Genomic DNA, 14324 nt, shown 5'->3' with positions numbered 1-14324 from the left:
CGTCCCAGCTACCTGGCGCGAGGTTGCTGGGCCCCCGTCGGGTAGCTTAGAGCGGGAACAATCGGGGTGATGGACGTGTTGTGTCCTCTGGTGTCATCACACTTCGGGAAGGGAAGTATTGAATGAATGGTCCGTTGATCGTGCAGTCCGATCGGACTGTGCTGCTGGAATCGGGACATCCCCTGGCCGTTGAGGCGGCCGTGGCGATCGCCCCGTTCGCGCAGCTGTCGCGGACCCCGGAGTACATCCACACCTATGAGATCACTCCGCTGGGGCTGTGGAACGCTCGCGCCAGCGGCCATGATGCCGAATCCGTCGTCGACGTGCTCCTCGAATTCGCGAAGTACCCCGTCCCGCATGAGCTCCTCGTCGACATCGTCGACATCATGGACCGATTCGGTGTGCTCACCCTCATCGACCATCCGATCCACGGTCTGACCCTGACCTCGACGGAGACGGGACTGCTCGATGAGCTCGTCGGCCAGCCCGACCTCGTCGGCAAATTCGGCAAACGCATCGACGCCGAATCCGTCCTCGTCCACCCCTCCGAGCGCGGCGAACTCAAACACGCCCTGCTGCAGCTGGGCCACCCGGTCTCCGACCACGCCGGCTACGTCGACGGCGAAGCCCACGAGATCTCCCTGTCCGATGATGCCCACGGCGGTCAGTGGCATCTGCGCGACTACCAGAAGCAGGCGATCGACCAGTCGTTGTCCGGTGAGTCCGGGGTCGTGGTTCTGCCGTGCGGTGCGGGGAAGACGGTCGTCGGTGTGGCCACCATGTCTCGGGTGCAGACGACGACGCTCATCCTCGTGACCAACTCGGTCTCGGCCAAGCAGTGGAAGGACGAGATCCTGCGCCGCACCACCCTGACCGAGGACGAGGTCGGCGAATATTCGGGATCGACGAAGGAGATCCGTCCGATCACCATCGCCACCTACCAGGTGCTCACCACCCGGCGGAAGGGCTCGTACCTCCACCTCGAGCTCCTCGACGCCAAGGACTGGGGCCTGGTCATCTATGACGAGGTGCACCTGCTGCCGGCACCGATCTTCCGACTGACCGCAAGCCTGCAAGCTCGCCGTCGCCTCGGCTTGACCGCAACGCTGGTGCGTGAGGACGGACGCGAGGACGAGGTGTTCTCCCTCATCGGGCCCAAGCAGTACGAGGTGCCGTGGAAGGAACTCGAACGGCTCGGCTATATCGCTTCGGCGGCCTGCCATGAAGTCCGCGTCCGCCTCGACGGCGGAACCCGAACCGCGTATGCCCGCGCCGACGGTGAGGACCGGTACCGGTTGGCGGCGACATCGGATGCGAAGCTGCCGATCGTCTCCGAGCTCGTCGCCGATCATCCGGATGCGCAGATCCTCGTCATCGGTCAGTACCTCGACCAGCTCGAGGAGATCGGAGCCGAACTCGGTGCGCCCGTGCTCACAGGGCAGACCCCTGAATCGGTGCGCCAGGAGCTCTTCCGCGAGTTCCGGTCCGGGGAGATTCCGGTGCTCGTCGTCTCGAAGGTCGCGAACTTCTCCGTGGATCTGCCGGCCGCCTCGGTGGCGATCCAGGTCTCCGGAGCCTTCGGATCCCGGCAGGAGGAGGCTCAGCGCCTCGGACGGATCCTGCGTCCGAAGGAAGACAAGGGTTCGGCCACGTTCTACACGGTCGTCGCCGCCGACACCGTCGATGAGCACTTCGCCGCCCAGCGCCGTCGCTTCCTCACCGAGCAGGGCTACAGCTACAGCATCGAAGTCCGCTGACACTCCCCTCAATTGCTACCTGACGGGGGCCCAGCAACCTGGCGCCAGGTTGCCGGGCCGCCCTCAGGTAGTAATTAGGTAGTGATGAGGGAGGGTTCGGACTTGGCGACGACCTCGCGGCGGGCGACGCGGCGGGCCAGGCGGGACTCGCCCCACTTGATGAAGCCGACGCCGCCGAGGATGAACACGCCGCCGAAGAGCTGGATCGGGGCGGGCATCTCGAAGAGCACCAGCCAGGCGACGATGACCGAGAACGGGACCTCGACGAGGTTGACGAACGATCCGACCGTCGCCCCGACATAGCGCAGACCGAGGATCCCGGTGATGTAGGCGCCGACCGTGAAGACGACGATCATCGCCATCGGCACGACCCACGACATCGACACCCCGCCGAAGTCGACGTCCGCCGTCACCGCGTTCCACGGCATGATGCCGGCGAGCACGATGGCCGACATCGCCAGCGCCCCGATCCCCATGCCCAGACCGGTCAGCGCGACCGGTGGGATCGTGATCGTGTCCTTCGCAGAGACGAGGAAGTAGCTGGCCAGGCAGACCGCGGCAGCCATGGCCATGACCACGCCGAAGATGCTGATCGACGATCCGCGCAGGTTGAGCACGAGCAGGAGCCCGATCATGGAGACGACGACCCCGATGAATGTCACGGTCGCCGGCCGGGTCCGCGTCCGTGCCCAGATCCAGAAGACGATGAGCATCGGCGCGGTCATCTCCAGCAGCAGCGCCACGGCCACGGTGAGGTGTTCGACGGCGACGAAGTAGAACCCTTGGACACCGGCCATCGAGACCAGGCCGTAGGTGACGACGGTGCGCCAGTGCGTGAGCACTTCGCCCCAGCGTCCGCGCAGGGCGATAAGGGTGGGGATGAGCAGCAGGACCGCGGAGCCAGCCAAGCGGATGAGCACCACCGCGCCCGGCGTCCACCCGATCGCGTACATCGTCTTCGCGATCGGCCCCGACACCGCGAAGAAGAACGCGGAGGCAAGAGTGAGCAGGAACCCTGCGATGACGGTGCGATTCATTCCTGACCTCCTGATGTGGTGAAACGTTGAGTGGCGTACGAGGACAGACGTCCCCGAGGTGGTGGTGCGGTGTCGAGTTGACAGCGCGACGCTGAGTGGATGGTGCGGTGCCGGATCATCCCCTCGACGAGGCGGCCCGACGATTGCCGGTTCCCCTCGCCGAGGCGCTCCGATGGCTGCCGATTTCAGTATCGGCCCTGAAATTGAAATGGGTCAAGTGCATTTTGGTCCTTACGTCCTGTGGCAGAATGTGATTTACCATGGCTTTCATCTACGACATTCGCGCGAACCTCACGATGCTCGTCGACCTCCTCAACACCTCCGGCGACATCACGGGCGGCGGCGATGAGCTGACGACAACCGCGAAACTCCGCGAATTCGCGGCCCGGCACGACTTCTCAGGACCTCTGACCGCCACCAAGAGCGACGTCGACGAGACCCTGGAGCTGCGCCGCAGATTCGCCGCAGCTTTGGATGCGAGCATCGACGCCGAGACGGATGACGAGGTCGAAGCAGGGGCGGTCGCGGTCGTCGATGAGATCAATCTCACACTGAGCGACTCGGGGTCCGTGCCGCAATTGGTCAAACACGACCACTGGGACTGGCACCTGCACGCGACCGGTGCTCAAGCCAGCCTGGCCGACCGAGTGGCCGCCGATGTCGCTCTGGTCCTCATCGATCTCATCCGCTCCGGCGATCTCGACCGGCTCGGGCGCTGCGCCGCCGAGGACTGCCGCGCCTACCTCGCCGACTTCAGCCGCAATCGCTCGAAGCGCTTCTGCGATACCGGCAGCTGCGCCACCCGCACGCATGTCGCGGCCTTCCGTGCCCGCCACCACGACGCCGACTCCCACCACTGACCCGAGGAGCCGCCCATGTCACTTCAGCCCTTGCACATCACCGCCGGACGCAAGCTCGCCGCCGGTCTTGCCGGCATCATCACCATGTCGGCCACGCTGACGTCGGGCTTCGCCATTGCGGTGCTGTCGTTCCTTCCCGCGGGCCCCGGAGGACTGCTGAGCGAAAAAGTCGTCTTCAGCGCCCTCGCCGTCATCGTGGCCCTCGTCTCTGCCGCCATCAGCTTCCTGCTCGTGCTCGCAGCCCTCGGCCGCTTCCGCACCGGCGGCAGCCTGTCCCGATTCTTTCGGTATCAATTGGCAGCGCTCGGAGCCGGCGGCGGGCTCGGCCTCGGCTTCGCTCCAGCCATGACGGACGCGGCTCCGATCTGGTGGGTGGTTGCGATCGCCGCCGGTCTCGGACTCATCGCCGTCTCACTGCTCACATTCCGCAGGGCCCGCTATCCGATCCTCGACCGCCCGCCTCACCCCAATGTCGCCCTCGCAGAGGGAAGAGTCATCGACTACTCGGCACAGGCCCAGTCGAGGGGCCCGACCCTGACCGTGGTTCACTTCGTCGACGACAAGGGCCGGGACCGCTGGGCGCGCCATCTCGTCCAGCAGGACCCATCGATGCCCGGAACACGCGGCCAGGTAGTCTACGACCGCGTTCGCCCTGAAAGAGTTCAACGCTTCGCCGTCACTCAGCAGCTCATCGACCTCCGTCCACGGCGCGAGATCCGGGAGAATCCGACATCTCGGTCTGACACCGTCTTCCCAATGCCTCCTGGTCCGCGCCCACCGCACCCGCCGCGCCCGCACTGAGCCGAACACCCATACTCAGCTGAACGCGCCTTAGCACACCCGCCTCGGCGATCATTTCTGAACGCAAACTGGCCGCGACCACATTTTTCACTGAAATCACGCTTTCGTTCCTGAGAACGAATACCCGATCCAGGACCCAAAAGGACTTTCCTGAGAGTTTTTCAGTGATGCATGTCACATTCGCATTCAGCTGACCTCCAGCCCACTCCCAGAAATGGGACTCAGACTGGAGCCATGACTACAGCACAGAACGACACCGACATCGAAGCCACCCTGCTCGTTGTCGATGATGAGCCCAATATCCGCGAACTCCTGTCCACCAGTCTCCGCTTCGCCGGTTTCGACGTCGTCTCTGCCGCAAACGGCGCCGAGGCGCTGCGCCTGGCCGAGCAGACCGAGGTCGACCTCCTCGTCCTCGACGTCATGCTCCCGGACATGGACGGCTTCACCGTCACCCGCCGTCTGCGCCAGATCGGGATGAACGCCCCCGTCGTGTTCCTCACCGCCCGTGACGACACCTCGGACAAGATCACCGGCCTGACCGTCGGCGGTGACGACTATGTGACGAAGCCCTTCAGCCTCGAAGAGGTCGTCGCCCGCATCCGCGCCGTCCTCCGCCGCACCCGCAACCTCGAGGACGAGGAGAACGCCGTCATCGTGGCGGGCGACCTCGAACTCGATGACGACACCCATGAGGTCCGCCGCTCCGGCATCCTCATCGACCTCTCCCCCACCGAGTTCAAGCTGCTGCGCTACCTCATGCTGAATACGAACCGCGTGCTGTCGAAGTCGCAGATCCTCGACCACGTGTGGGAATACGACTTCGGCGGAGACACCGGAATCGTGGAGTCCTATATCTCCTACCTGCGCCGCAAGATCGACGTCACCCCGGAGACGGATGCCGCCGGCCACCCCGTCGAGATGGAGTGGACACCGATGATCCAGACCAAGCGCGGGGTCGGCTACATGCTGCGCACACCGGAATCCAAGTAGTCGTCCATGCAAGGACGATAGATTACATACGTGGCAATAGAATCCCGTCCCTCCCGTCCCGGCTTCTGGGAAGAATGGTCTCTGACCACCAAGCTGCTGGCCATCATGATGCTGCTCATGCTGCTCGTCCTCACGGGGACGAGCGCTTGGGTGTTGGAGAACCTGCGCGACAGCCTCGTCCAGCGCACCGATGAACGACTCATCAGCGCCTCCGAGACCCTGGCGAAGCAGGCCTACCAAGATGTGTTCCAGAAGGCCGAACTCCAGTCCGGGGACGACGACGCCGAGGATGCGCCGTCGTCGACGACGATCGATTCGAATTCTTGGGATCAGCTCAAGAGCCTCCTGCCGGGTGGATTCTATGTGCAGTTCTACAACACGGACGGGGATCCGATCCGCGACCCCGTCGCCCCGGAGCCGCAGAACCATCCGATCCTGCCGAAGATCAATGAGAAGGAAGTCTATTCCCGCGGCGGCGAGCCCTTCACTGTCGCCGGAACGAGCTCGCAGTGGCGAGCGCGAGCGATGAAGGTGAAGAACACCGACGTGCTCGTGTCCATCGCGGTGCCTTTCGACCGCGAGGTCGACAACATCAACGAGCGGGCCCGGAACACGATGATCGGCATCGGCCTGTTGGCCCTGGCGATGGTCGCCGGAGTCGGCTATTGGGCGATCAACAACACGTTCCGGCCGCTGCGCGATATCGAGAAGACCGCCTCCCGCATCGCCGCCGGCGACCTGTCCCAACGTGTGCCCAGCTATCCGCGCAACACCGAGCTCGGGCGGCTGTCGGCGGCGCTGAATACGATGCTCGGACGCATCGAGGACTCGTTCGACGGGCAGACCCGCTCGGAGAAGCGCATCCGCCAGTTCGTCTCCGACGCCTCGCACGAGCTGCGCACGCCTCTGGTCACGATCCGCGGGTATGCGGAGCTGTACCGTCAGGGTGCGATCACGAAGTCCGAGGACGTGGCCAATGCGATGGAGCGGATGGAGTCCGAGGCCAAGCGCATGGGCGTCCTCGTCGACGATCTCGTCGTCCTGGCCAGGCTCGACGAGCAGCGTGCCGCCGAGATCGGTCCGGTCGATCTGCACACGGTCGTCCGCGATGCCGCCGCCGATGCCGCGGCACAGGCCCCGGACCGCGATATCAGCTTCATCGGACTCGACGGTGAGGATGCCCAACCCGTGCCGATGATCCGCGGATCCGAATCGAAGATCCGCCAGGTCATCGTCAACCTTGCCGGCAACGCCGTGCGACACACCCCCGATCACGCGGCGATCGAATTCGCCGTCGGCGTCGTCGGTCTCCCCGAGTCCGTCGACCCCGATTCCGCTGACACCGGCGAGATCCGTGAGGGCGGCGCCCGCGGTCAGAACGGTCGCAATGGTGCGAAGAACGGGGCGAAGGACAAACCCCGTGAACGCGGGTTCGTCACCGGCGGGGTCCGCATCTTCCGCCGAGGCGACTCTGCCGGACACGACCAAGCCGACACCCAGCCGAACCCCCGAACCGCCGCTCAGTCCCCGGCCAAGCCCGACCGTCAGGTCGGGTCCGAGAGTCCCGCCCCGAATGCGGAGCAGGGAGAGGGGCAGCACAACGGGCAGCTCAGGACACCGTCCGGATCGCAGTCGGCGCAGCCCTCCGGTTCTCAGAATTCCGGACCGCAGAATGGTGCAGCGGCCGATTCCCGGACTGCGGCGCAGTCCGCATCATCAGCCGAGTCCCAATCCGGGCCTCAGTCCAAGGCTCCCGAGCCGGCGAACATCGTCCCCGATGTCACGGCGGCCGGATCGATCACGGTCGATGAGTCACTGCGAGGATTCCCCAACGGCAGGGTCCGCTTCGAGGTCAGGGACCACGGCGAGGGAATCGACCCCGAGGTGGTTCCGCGCATCTTCGAGCGCTTCTACCGCCTTGACGTGTCCCGGACCAGGGACACCGGCGGATCCGGACTCGGGCTGTCGATCGTCAAGGCGATCGTGGAGAACCACCATGGTGCGATCTCCGTCCACGAAACTCCGGGCGGCGGTGCGACGTTCCGCATCGACCTGCCCATCTCCGACAACGGCGATACCACTGCGGACACGCGAAAGGATGAGCGATGAACGAGAACACCGACCCTCAGAATCCGGATGAGGTGTCCCGCAGCTCCCGATCGGATGAACAGACACCGCGTCCGTCGCGGAATCAGGGCAGCGGTTCCGCCGCCGGGGGACGTCGCAGCCCATCGGCCGGTGGCTACCGCGGGTCCGGAGCCGAGGTTCCGCGCACCTTCCCGTCCCAGCCCAACGGCCCTGCACGCGTCAGTCCACCGGTCGCACCGCCCGAGCGACGCCCCGACGTTCCGTCGACTCAGGCGCAGAACCCTGTGGACGGATCCCCTCACCGAGGCGGCTCCCCCTCCCAGCAGTCGTCCCCCTACCACCCCGGTGGGCAGCAGGGCGGATATGCCGGCGAACGGCACGACGGACAGCCGGGCCAGCCGGGCAGCCAACGGCAGGGCGGTCAGCCGGGCTATCCAGGGCACCAGAGTGCCCAGGGCGATTTCGGCAATCAGCCGCAGTCGTATCAGGGCCAGAACAACGCCGGACAGAACAGCACCGGCTCGACTGCTGTCGGAACCGGAGCCGCAGCAGGAGCTGGCTCTGCGGCAGGAGCCGGAGCAGCGGCTGCCGGCGCTGGGTCCTATCACGCCGGGGCGAACTCTCAGCAGACAGGTTCCGCCGGCTACCCGGGCGCTCCCGGCAACCCGAACGATCCCCAGAACCCGCAAGGTCCCGGGTACCCGAACGCTCCGGGCCAACAGCCTGGTTCTGGTCAGCAGGTCGCTCCGAACCAGCACAACGCTCCCGGCCAGCCCACCGGCTCCAACGCCTATTCGGCCGCACATGGCTCGGGCCCCTATTCCTCGGAATTCTCAGCCGTCGGTTCCCAGCCCGGGCCCGGTGGACCGGGAGATCCCAACGGACCCGGTGGTCCGGTCGGGCCGGACGGGTTCGGTCCGTACGGAGCTCAGCAGCCGCCTCGGCGAGAGAAGAAGGGACCCGGCTGGGGTGCGACGATCGCGATCGGCCTGGTGGCCGCGCTCCTCGGTGGGGCTCTCGCGTTCGGAGGGAACTATGCGCTCTCGGCGCTGCAGCAGGACGAACCGCGCAAGGTCGCCGAGGAGACGATCGAGACCCCCGATTGGACGCAGGTCGCAGAGAAGACCTCGGACAGTGTGATGTCGATCCAGGTCGGCACTCGGGGCCAGGTCCAGGGGCTCGGCTCGGGTGCGCTGTACGACGATCAGGGCCACGTCATCACGAACAACCACGTCGTCGCACCGGCGGACACCCCCGACGGCGAGATCGCCGTGACCATGAAGAACGGCGAGACGACGGAGGCGAAGATCGTCGGCCGCGATCCCTCGACCGATATCGCCGTCATCAAGCTCGAACAGGTGCCCGACGGGGTGAAACCTCTGGTCATCGGCGATTCGAAGAAGCTGACCGTGGGCGATCCCGTGATGGCCCTGGGCAATCCGCTCGGTCTGGCCAACACCGTGACCACCGGCATCGTCTCCGCGCTCGACCGTCCGGTGTCGACGGAGAACATCGGCGAGGATGCCTCCTCGCAGGAGAAGGAGATGACGATCACGAACGCCATCCAGACCGATGCGGCGATCAACCCCGGCAACTCGGGCGGACCGCTGGTCAATGGTGATGGCCAGTTCATCGGGGTGAACTCGGCGGCCGCATCGCTGAGCCAGGGCGAGGGAGGTCAGTCCGGATCGATCGGCATCGGATTCGCGATCCCCGCGAACCAGGCCGTGATGATCGCCGACCAGCTCATCTCCTCCGGCAAGGCCCAGCACCCGTTCCTCGGCATCACTCTCACCGACGGGCACATCAACAGCGGTGGGATCAGCCGAGGCAGCGCCAAGGTGCAGTCCGTGGCAAGCGGATCCCCCGCGGCCAAGGCCGGAATCAAGGACGGAGACGACATCGTCGAGGTGGCCGGAACCAAGGTGAACAACGCCATCGCATTGCGCGCCCTCGTCCGCGCCCAGCCGGTGAACACTCCGGTCGAGGTCACCGTGGTCCGCGGCGGGAAGGAACAGAAGCTCGACGTCACGCTCGTGCTGCAGTAGGCAAGTCGCCGAGGCGGTTCGCTGGCTCAGCGGTCAGCCGCCCGATCGTCCACCACTCAAGCGTCCGCTCTTGGGGATCCGGACCTGACTCAGCCACCTGGAGGGTGTGGACAGCAGAACGCTGTCCACACCCTCGGTTTCTGCTCTTCCCCTCCTCTGTCGCGTCAGCCGACACTGATGTCGTCTCGCCCGACCGCGGCGGAACGTCTCTGACCAAGAGGAGTGATGATGAGTTTCGAAGTTGACGCCGAACGCGTCCAATCCGCTGCCACAGCCGCCGCGAACACCTCCCGCAATCTCGTGTCCGAATCCGACACGATGATGCGCAATCTGCTCGCCCTCCAGGAATGCTGGCGCGGCAGTGCGGCCCAGAATTTCCAAGCCGTGGTCAACCAATGGGAGCGTGCGCAGAAGCAGCTCATGGAATCGCTCAACTCCGTCCACGGAGCACTCCACACGGCGGCCCGGCAGTACTCCGAAGTCGAGGCGGCGAACTCGCGCCTCTTCGCCCCCTGATCCGATCGGATTCGATCGCCGGGACCTCTGCCGCTCATCCCCGAGATACCGCGGCCGGGATCTGTTCGTTCTTATAGTCGGCGTCTGGCAAACTATCAGCCTTTCTCAGTAGACTTGAGAGCGATAGTTCGCGGCGGTGTTGGCCAAGAATCTCCGGACCGGAGTGGATCGGGTTGGCAGCGTCGGGTCAAACCAATGCAGGAGTCGACTACGGATGAGTATCTTCCAACGGATCGCGACGATCTTCGGTGCCAAGGCCAACAAAGCTCTGGACAAGGCCGAAAACCCCAACGAAACCCTTGATTATTCGTACCAGAAGCAGCTGGAGCTGCTGCAGAAGGTCCGTCGTGGTGTTGCCGATGTCGCCACCAGCCGCAAGCGCCTCGAGCTGCAGATCAACCAGCTCGAACAGCAGCAGAACAAGCTCTCCGGTCAGGCCGAGAAGGCCATGCAGATCGGTCGCGAAGACCTCGCTCGCGAGGCCCTGACCCGCAAGTCCGGGCTGACCCAGCAGATCACCGACCTGCAGACCCAGCACGAAGGACTCCAGGGTGAGGAGCAGAAGCTCACTCTTGCCTCGCAGCGCCTGCAGGCCAAGGTCGACGCCTTCCGCACGAAGAAGGAGACGCTGAAGGCCACGTACAACGCTGCCGACGCACAGACCAAGATCGGCGAGGCGTTCTCGGGCATCTCGGAAGAGCTCGGTGACGTCGGGCTCGCCGTCCAGCGCGCCGAAGACAAAACCGCATCGCTGCAGGCGCGGGCCGGTGCCGTCGATGAGCTCCTCGCTTCAGGTGCCCTCGACGACGTCACGGGAACCCAGAAGGACGATATCACCGCCCAGCTCGACTCCCTCTCCAGCGAGAACGACGTCGAGATGGAACTCCAGCGGATGCGTGAGTCCCTGCCTGCCGGGTCCGAGAAGCAGGACCAGAAGTCGCTCGAAGGTGAGGATCAGCAATGATCATCCGCATCATGGGCGAAGGCCAGTTCGACGTCAAGAACGTCGACCAGGATCTGCTCCAGAAGTACGACAACCAGGTCGAAGATGCCGTCAACGCCGGCAACGAGGAAGCCGCCCGCACCGCGCTGAGTGCCCTCCACGACTACGTCACGGCAAACGGGCAGCCCGTCGCCGATGACTACCTCGGATCCTCCGATGTCGTCATCCCCTTCGTCGACGCCACCTTGGCCGAGATCGCCGAACTGCTCACCGGCGAGGGCTTCATCCCGGACCCGGCCTGAAACCACAGAGCACCGAAATGCACCCGGCCCATTGTCTTCGACAGTGGGCCGGTTCTGCCACTGCCAGAGAGGAATCCCGGTGAAGAATCGCTTCGTCAAAGACAACGGACTGACCATGCGGATGGGATGGACGATCTTCCTCAACGGCCTCATCTATGTCGTGCTCATCCTCGCGATCTGGATGATCATCGGCCAGAGCGTCGGCGGCGTCATCATCGCCGTCCTCATCAGCGCTGGCGCGTTCTTCTTCCAGTGGTACTTCTCCGACAAGATCGCCATGCGTGCCATGGGCGGACGGGAGGTCTCCCCCGAGGAGGCTCCGGAGCTGCATACGATCGTCGACCGACTCTGCCAGCTGGCCGATTCGACGAAGCCCCGCGTGGCCGTCTCGAACTCTCCGATCCCCAATGCCTTCGCCACCGGCCGCTCCCCTGAGCGCTCGGTGGTGTGCGTGACCCGTGGTCTGCTCGAGAAGCTCGACCGTGATGAGGTCGAGGTCGTGCTCGCTCACGAGCTCTCACACGTCGCCCACCGCGATGTCACGGTGATGACCGTTGCCGGCGTCACGGGAGTCGTCGCCGCACTGATGATGCGCGCCGGCTACTACATGAGCTTCGGACGGTCGAACAACAATAACAACGGCATTCCGATCCAGCTGCTCTTCATCCTCGTCGGAGCCGTCGTCTACGGGCTCTCGTTCGTCCTCATCCGCGCCCTCTCCCGGTATCGCGAGTTGGCCGCCGACCGCGCAGCAGCCATCCTCACCGGTGCACCGTCCACCCTGGCGTCGGCGCTGACGAAGCTCAGCGGAGACATGTCCAAGATTCCGGAGAAGGATCTGCGGTCGTCCGCCTCGGCGAACCACCTCGCCCTCATCCCCGCCATCAGCGGAAAGGCCGCCTTCGGCCAGCTCTTCTCCACTCACCCCTCACTCGAGAAGCGACTGGAGCAGCTGGCCCAGATCTCCGCCCAGCTCTCCCGCCCCGAGTGAGCACCCACCGCACCCTTTGAACTGCGCACCACCGAAATAGGAGCTCCATGGGATTCTTCGACGCACTGCTCGGTCGGTCCAAACCGAAACGGGCCAACCTCGACGACCTCTTCGCCCTGCCGCCGGCGGCACTGACGCTGCAGGCCGCAACCGGCTTCACCCCCACCGGCGTCGGAGCCGTCGCCTTCCGTCAGGTCGAGGGAGCCGCGTTCCAAACCGCTGAGTCCGAAAGCGTCGCCCTCATCGGCTCCGACCCGGCCGCCTCGGTGAGGCAGGAGAACGACGGCTTCGGATTCACGTGGCAGGTCGTTGCCGATGAGAACGCCGAGGTGGTCAACCTCGTCACGAACATCCACGCCGTGAACTCGGCGCTGGTCAACCAGGGCTTCGACACGATGCTGCTGTGCACCACCGTATACTTCGTCCACCCCGACGGGCGTCGGATGGCGTTGGTCTACCAGTACAAGCGCGGAACCTTCTATCCGTTCGTGCAATTGGGCCCGAAGCAGCGGGACAATCCCCTGGAGATCCAGGTCAAGGGCATCCTCTCCAACGAGTTGCCGTTCGAAGAGGACACGTCGAACTGGTCGGCTCTGTGGGATGCCCCGGGCATGAACGACACCCCGGGAGCTCCTGAATTGCAGTAGGGAGCTCAAGTCGAACAGACAGTAGTTCAGTCTGAACAGACAGCGTTTCAATCCGAACAGACAGATGGAGGGCGTCCCCGCGGGGACGCCCTCCTCTCATATCTGCAAACTGTCAGCCTTCCTCGGCAGCCACCTCGATGACTTCGCCGAGAGCTTCGATGCGGTCGCCGGGACGGATCGTGGCACCGCGGCGGGTCTCGACCTCACCGTTGACGCTGACCTCACCGTCGGCGATCATGTCCTTGGCCATGGCACCGTGTTCGGCGATTCCGTGGAGTTTGAGCAGCTGGCCGAGTCTGATCGAATCGCCGCGGATCTCGATCGTGTCCATCAGAACATGTCTCCGAATCCGTCGAACAGACCGCCGCCGTCACCGCCGTCGCCTCCGAAGAAGCCACCGCCGTCACCGCCGCCCATGTCGCCACCAGCGTCACCCATGTCTCCGCCGGCGTCGCCCATATCGCCGCCGTATGCGCCGTCCCAGCCGCCGCCCATGCCGCCGAACATCATGGCGCCCATGAGGACGCCGGGCAGCAGGCCGGAGCCGGCGTAGGAGTTGAAGTAGCCGCGGTTGTATTCGGCGTAGGCCGGTCCGGCCTCCCAGTAAGCGCGACGGGTGTGACCGTCACCGGTGACGACCTTGCGCACCAGCGGGTCGGCTCCGACGGCGACGCGTTCGGCGTCGGCGGCGCACACGGGCACGGGGCGCAGCTGGCCGCCGGCCGGGGCCCAGTCGATGTCTTCGACCGAGGGACCGTGCTGCGGGTTGAAGAAGCAGGGCGGACGACGCACCGGCAGGGGTTTGCCTTCGACCCGGGCGCGAACGCACTTGGCGGCGTAGCGGCCGTCTTCGAGCGCCTCGGTGACGTGGCGGATGTCAGTGGGTTCGGAGACCTTCTCGAGCGTCTCCTTCGCGACGTCGTACGAGTCGAGCGCCTGCTTGTAGTCCTGCGCTCCGCCCGTGTCGAGGTCGACGCCCGCGGTGATGACGTCGAGTTCGGCGACTTCCTCACCGAATGCGGTGACGTCCTCTTCAGCAGTCTTCTTCACCTGCTGAAGTTCAGCGGCGTGCAATTCCCGCTGCCGCTTCTTCTCCTTGCGGTGACCGATGAAGAAAACGGCCCCGAGAACTACGAGCAGCAACAGAAATACTTCAGTCACGATCCATGCCTCCCAGGCTAGCTTTGTCCTCGAACAGTATGCCCGATGAAACTGACAGACGTCTGAGCCTGTGCCCCACATCCGCTCAGTCCCTGACCGTCGACGACGGCTCAGACCCAGGCGGTGGAAGACCGCTGCACGAGATCATGCGACACCGGTGTGCGCAGGTCAGACGGCACC

Annotated in this window: 14 protein-coding genes; 11 read left to right on the top strand and 3 right to left on the bottom strand. The window is 65.1% G+C overall.

All coding sequences use genetic code 11. The annotated features are described in order from the left end of the window. Nucleotides 1–122: 122 nt before the first annotated feature. Entirely contained in the window at nt 123–1757 is a 1635-nt protein-coding gene (locus ACSBQT_RS12885; RefSeq protein WP_137211323.1) for a DNA repair helicase XPB, read from the top strand. A 74-nt stretch (nt 1758–1831) separates the two neighbouring features. On the opposite strand, the gene ACSBQT_RS12880 is transcribed toward ACSBQT_RS12885, so the two are convergent. Continuing rightward, nucleotides 1832–2794 (bottom strand): EamA family transporter, encoded by a 963-nt coding sequence (locus tag ACSBQT_RS12880; protein WP_262778116.1) that lies wholly within the window; start codon nt 2792–2794, stop codon nt 1832–1834. Between the two features lie 260 nt (nt 2795–3054). Here ACSBQT_RS12880 and ACSBQT_RS12875 point away from each other — a divergent pair, with 260 nt between their 5' ends. From ACSBQT_RS12875 to pspAB, 10 genes are all read left to right on the top strand, one after another. After that, complete coding sequence (locus ACSBQT_RS12875; protein WP_410708723.1) at nt 3055–3654, top strand: CGNR zinc finger domain-containing protein; 600 nt, start codon at nt 3055–3057, stop codon at nt 3652–3654. Nucleotides 3655–3669: 15 nt separating this feature from the next. Beyond that, nucleotides 3670–4455 (top strand): hypothetical protein, encoded by a 786-nt coding sequence (locus tag ACSBQT_RS12870; protein ID WP_410708724.1) that lies wholly within the window; start codon nt 3670–3672, stop codon nt 4453–4455. A 234-nt stretch (nt 4456–4689) separates the two neighbouring features. After that, entirely contained in the window at nt 4690–5448 is a 759-nt protein-coding gene (locus ACSBQT_RS12865) for a response regulator transcription factor (RefSeq protein ID WP_101543636.1), read from the top strand. A 30-nt stretch (nt 5449–5478) separates the two neighbouring features. After that, complete coding sequence (locus ACSBQT_RS12860; RefSeq protein WP_410708725.1) at nt 5479–7557, top strand: sensor histidine kinase; 2079 nt, start codon at nt 5479–5481, stop codon at nt 7555–7557. Next, nucleotides 7554–9584: a trypsin-like peptidase domain-containing protein gene (locus ACSBQT_RS12855; RefSeq protein ID WP_435001889.1), complete on the top strand. Its 2031-nt coding sequence runs from the start codon at nt 7554–7556 to the stop codon at nt 9582–9584. The genes ACSBQT_RS12860 and ACSBQT_RS12855 overlap by 4 nt, the downstream gene beginning before the upstream one ends. 228 nt (nt 9585–9812) lie before the next feature. Then, nucleotides 9813–10100 carry a WXG100 family type VII secretion target gene (locus ACSBQT_RS12850; protein ID WP_035321190.1) on the top strand — a complete coding sequence of 96 codons (288 nt, stop codon included), beginning with the start codon at nt 9813–9815 and terminating at the stop codon, nt 10098–10100. A 214-nt stretch (nt 10101–10314) separates the two neighbouring features. After that, nucleotides 10315–11064: a PspA/IM30 family protein gene (locus tag ACSBQT_RS12845; protein WP_039208503.1), complete on the top strand. Its 750-nt coding sequence runs from the start codon at nt 10315–10317 to the stop codon at nt 11062–11064. Further along, nucleotides 11061–11345 (top strand): PspA-associated protein PspAA, encoded by a 285-nt coding sequence (gene pspAA / locus ACSBQT_RS12840; protein ID WP_139468159.1) that lies wholly within the window; start codon nt 11061–11063, stop codon nt 11343–11345. Before ACSBQT_RS12845 ends, pspAA begins: the two co-directional genes overlap by 4 nt. 79 nt (nt 11346–11424) lie before the next feature. Next, nucleotides 11425–12336, top strand: coding sequence for a zinc metalloprotease HtpX (gene htpX, locus ACSBQT_RS12835; protein WP_410708727.1), 912 nt, complete (start codon nt 11425–11427; stop codon nt 12334–12336). A gap of 47 nt (nt 12337–12383) precedes the next feature. Next, nucleotides 12384–12983, top strand: coding sequence for a PspA-associated protein PspAB (gene pspAB, locus ACSBQT_RS12830; protein ID WP_410708728.1), 600 nt, complete (start codon nt 12384–12386; stop codon nt 12981–12983). Nucleotides 12984–13095: 112 nt separating this feature from the next. Here pspAB and ACSBQT_RS12825 read toward each other — a convergent pair whose 3' ends face one another. Then, a complete protein-coding gene (locus tag ACSBQT_RS12825) occupies nt 13096–13314 on the bottom strand; it encodes an RNA-binding S4 domain-containing protein (protein ID WP_264799629.1) in 219 nt (72 codons plus the stop codon). Beyond that, nucleotides 13314–14144: a hypothetical protein gene (locus ACSBQT_RS12820; RefSeq protein WP_410708729.1), complete on the bottom strand. Its 831-nt coding sequence runs from the start codon at nt 14142–14144 to the stop codon at nt 13314–13316. The genes ACSBQT_RS12825 and ACSBQT_RS12820 overlap by 1 nt, the downstream gene beginning before the upstream one ends. Nucleotides 14145–14324 lie beyond the last annotated feature (180 nt).

The sequence above is a fragment of the Brevibacterium sp. H602 genome (genome assembly GCF_051172395.1).
Taxonomy (GTDB): Bacteria; Actinomycetota; Actinomycetes; order Actinomycetales; family Brevibacteriaceae; genus Brevibacterium.
This window is presented reverse-complemented; position numbering and strand designations above follow the sequence as displayed.

What these genes read in the sequence shown, in the direction of transcription:
- ACSBQT_RS12885 (WP_137211323.1), top strand. Translation starts at nt 123, where the DNA reads ATGAATGGTCCGTTGATCGTGCAGTCCGATCGGACTGTGCTGCTGGAA.
- ACSBQT_RS12880 (WP_262778116.1), bottom strand. Translation starts at nt 2,794, where the DNA reads ATGAATCGCACCGTCATCGCAGGGTTCCTGCTCACTCTTGCCTCCGCG.
- ACSBQT_RS12875 (WP_410708723.1), top strand. Translation starts at nt 3,055, where the DNA reads ATGGCTTTCATCTACGACATTCGCGCGAACCTCACGATGCTCGTCGAC.
- ACSBQT_RS12870 (WP_410708724.1), top strand. Translation starts at nt 3,670, where the DNA reads ATGTCACTTCAGCCCTTGCACATCACCGCCGGACGCAAGCTCGCCGCC.
- ACSBQT_RS12865 (WP_101543636.1), top strand. Translation starts at nt 4,690, where the DNA reads ATGACTACAGCACAGAACGACACCGACATCGAAGCCACCCTGCTCGTT.
- ACSBQT_RS12855 (WP_435001889.1), top strand. Translation starts at nt 7,554, where the DNA reads ATGAACGAGAACACCGACCCTCAGAATCCGGATGAGGTGTCCCGCAGC.
- ACSBQT_RS12850 (WP_035321190.1), top strand. Translation starts at nt 9,813, where the DNA reads ATGAGTTTCGAAGTTGACGCCGAACGCGTCCAATCCGCTGCCACAGCC.
- ACSBQT_RS12845 (WP_039208503.1), top strand. Translation starts at nt 10,315, where the DNA reads ATGAGTATCTTCCAACGGATCGCGACGATCTTCGGTGCCAAGGCCAAC.
- pspAA (WP_139468159.1), top strand. Translation starts at nt 11,061, where the DNA reads ATGATCATCCGCATCATGGGCGAAGGCCAGTTCGACGTCAAGAACGTC.
- pspAB (WP_410708728.1), top strand. Translation starts at nt 12,384, where the DNA reads ATGGGATTCTTCGACGCACTGCTCGGTCGGTCCAAACCGAAACGGGCC.
- ACSBQT_RS12825 (WP_264799629.1), bottom strand. Translation starts at nt 13,314, where the DNA reads ATGGACACGATCGAGATCCGCGGCGATTCGATCAGACTCGGCCAGCTG.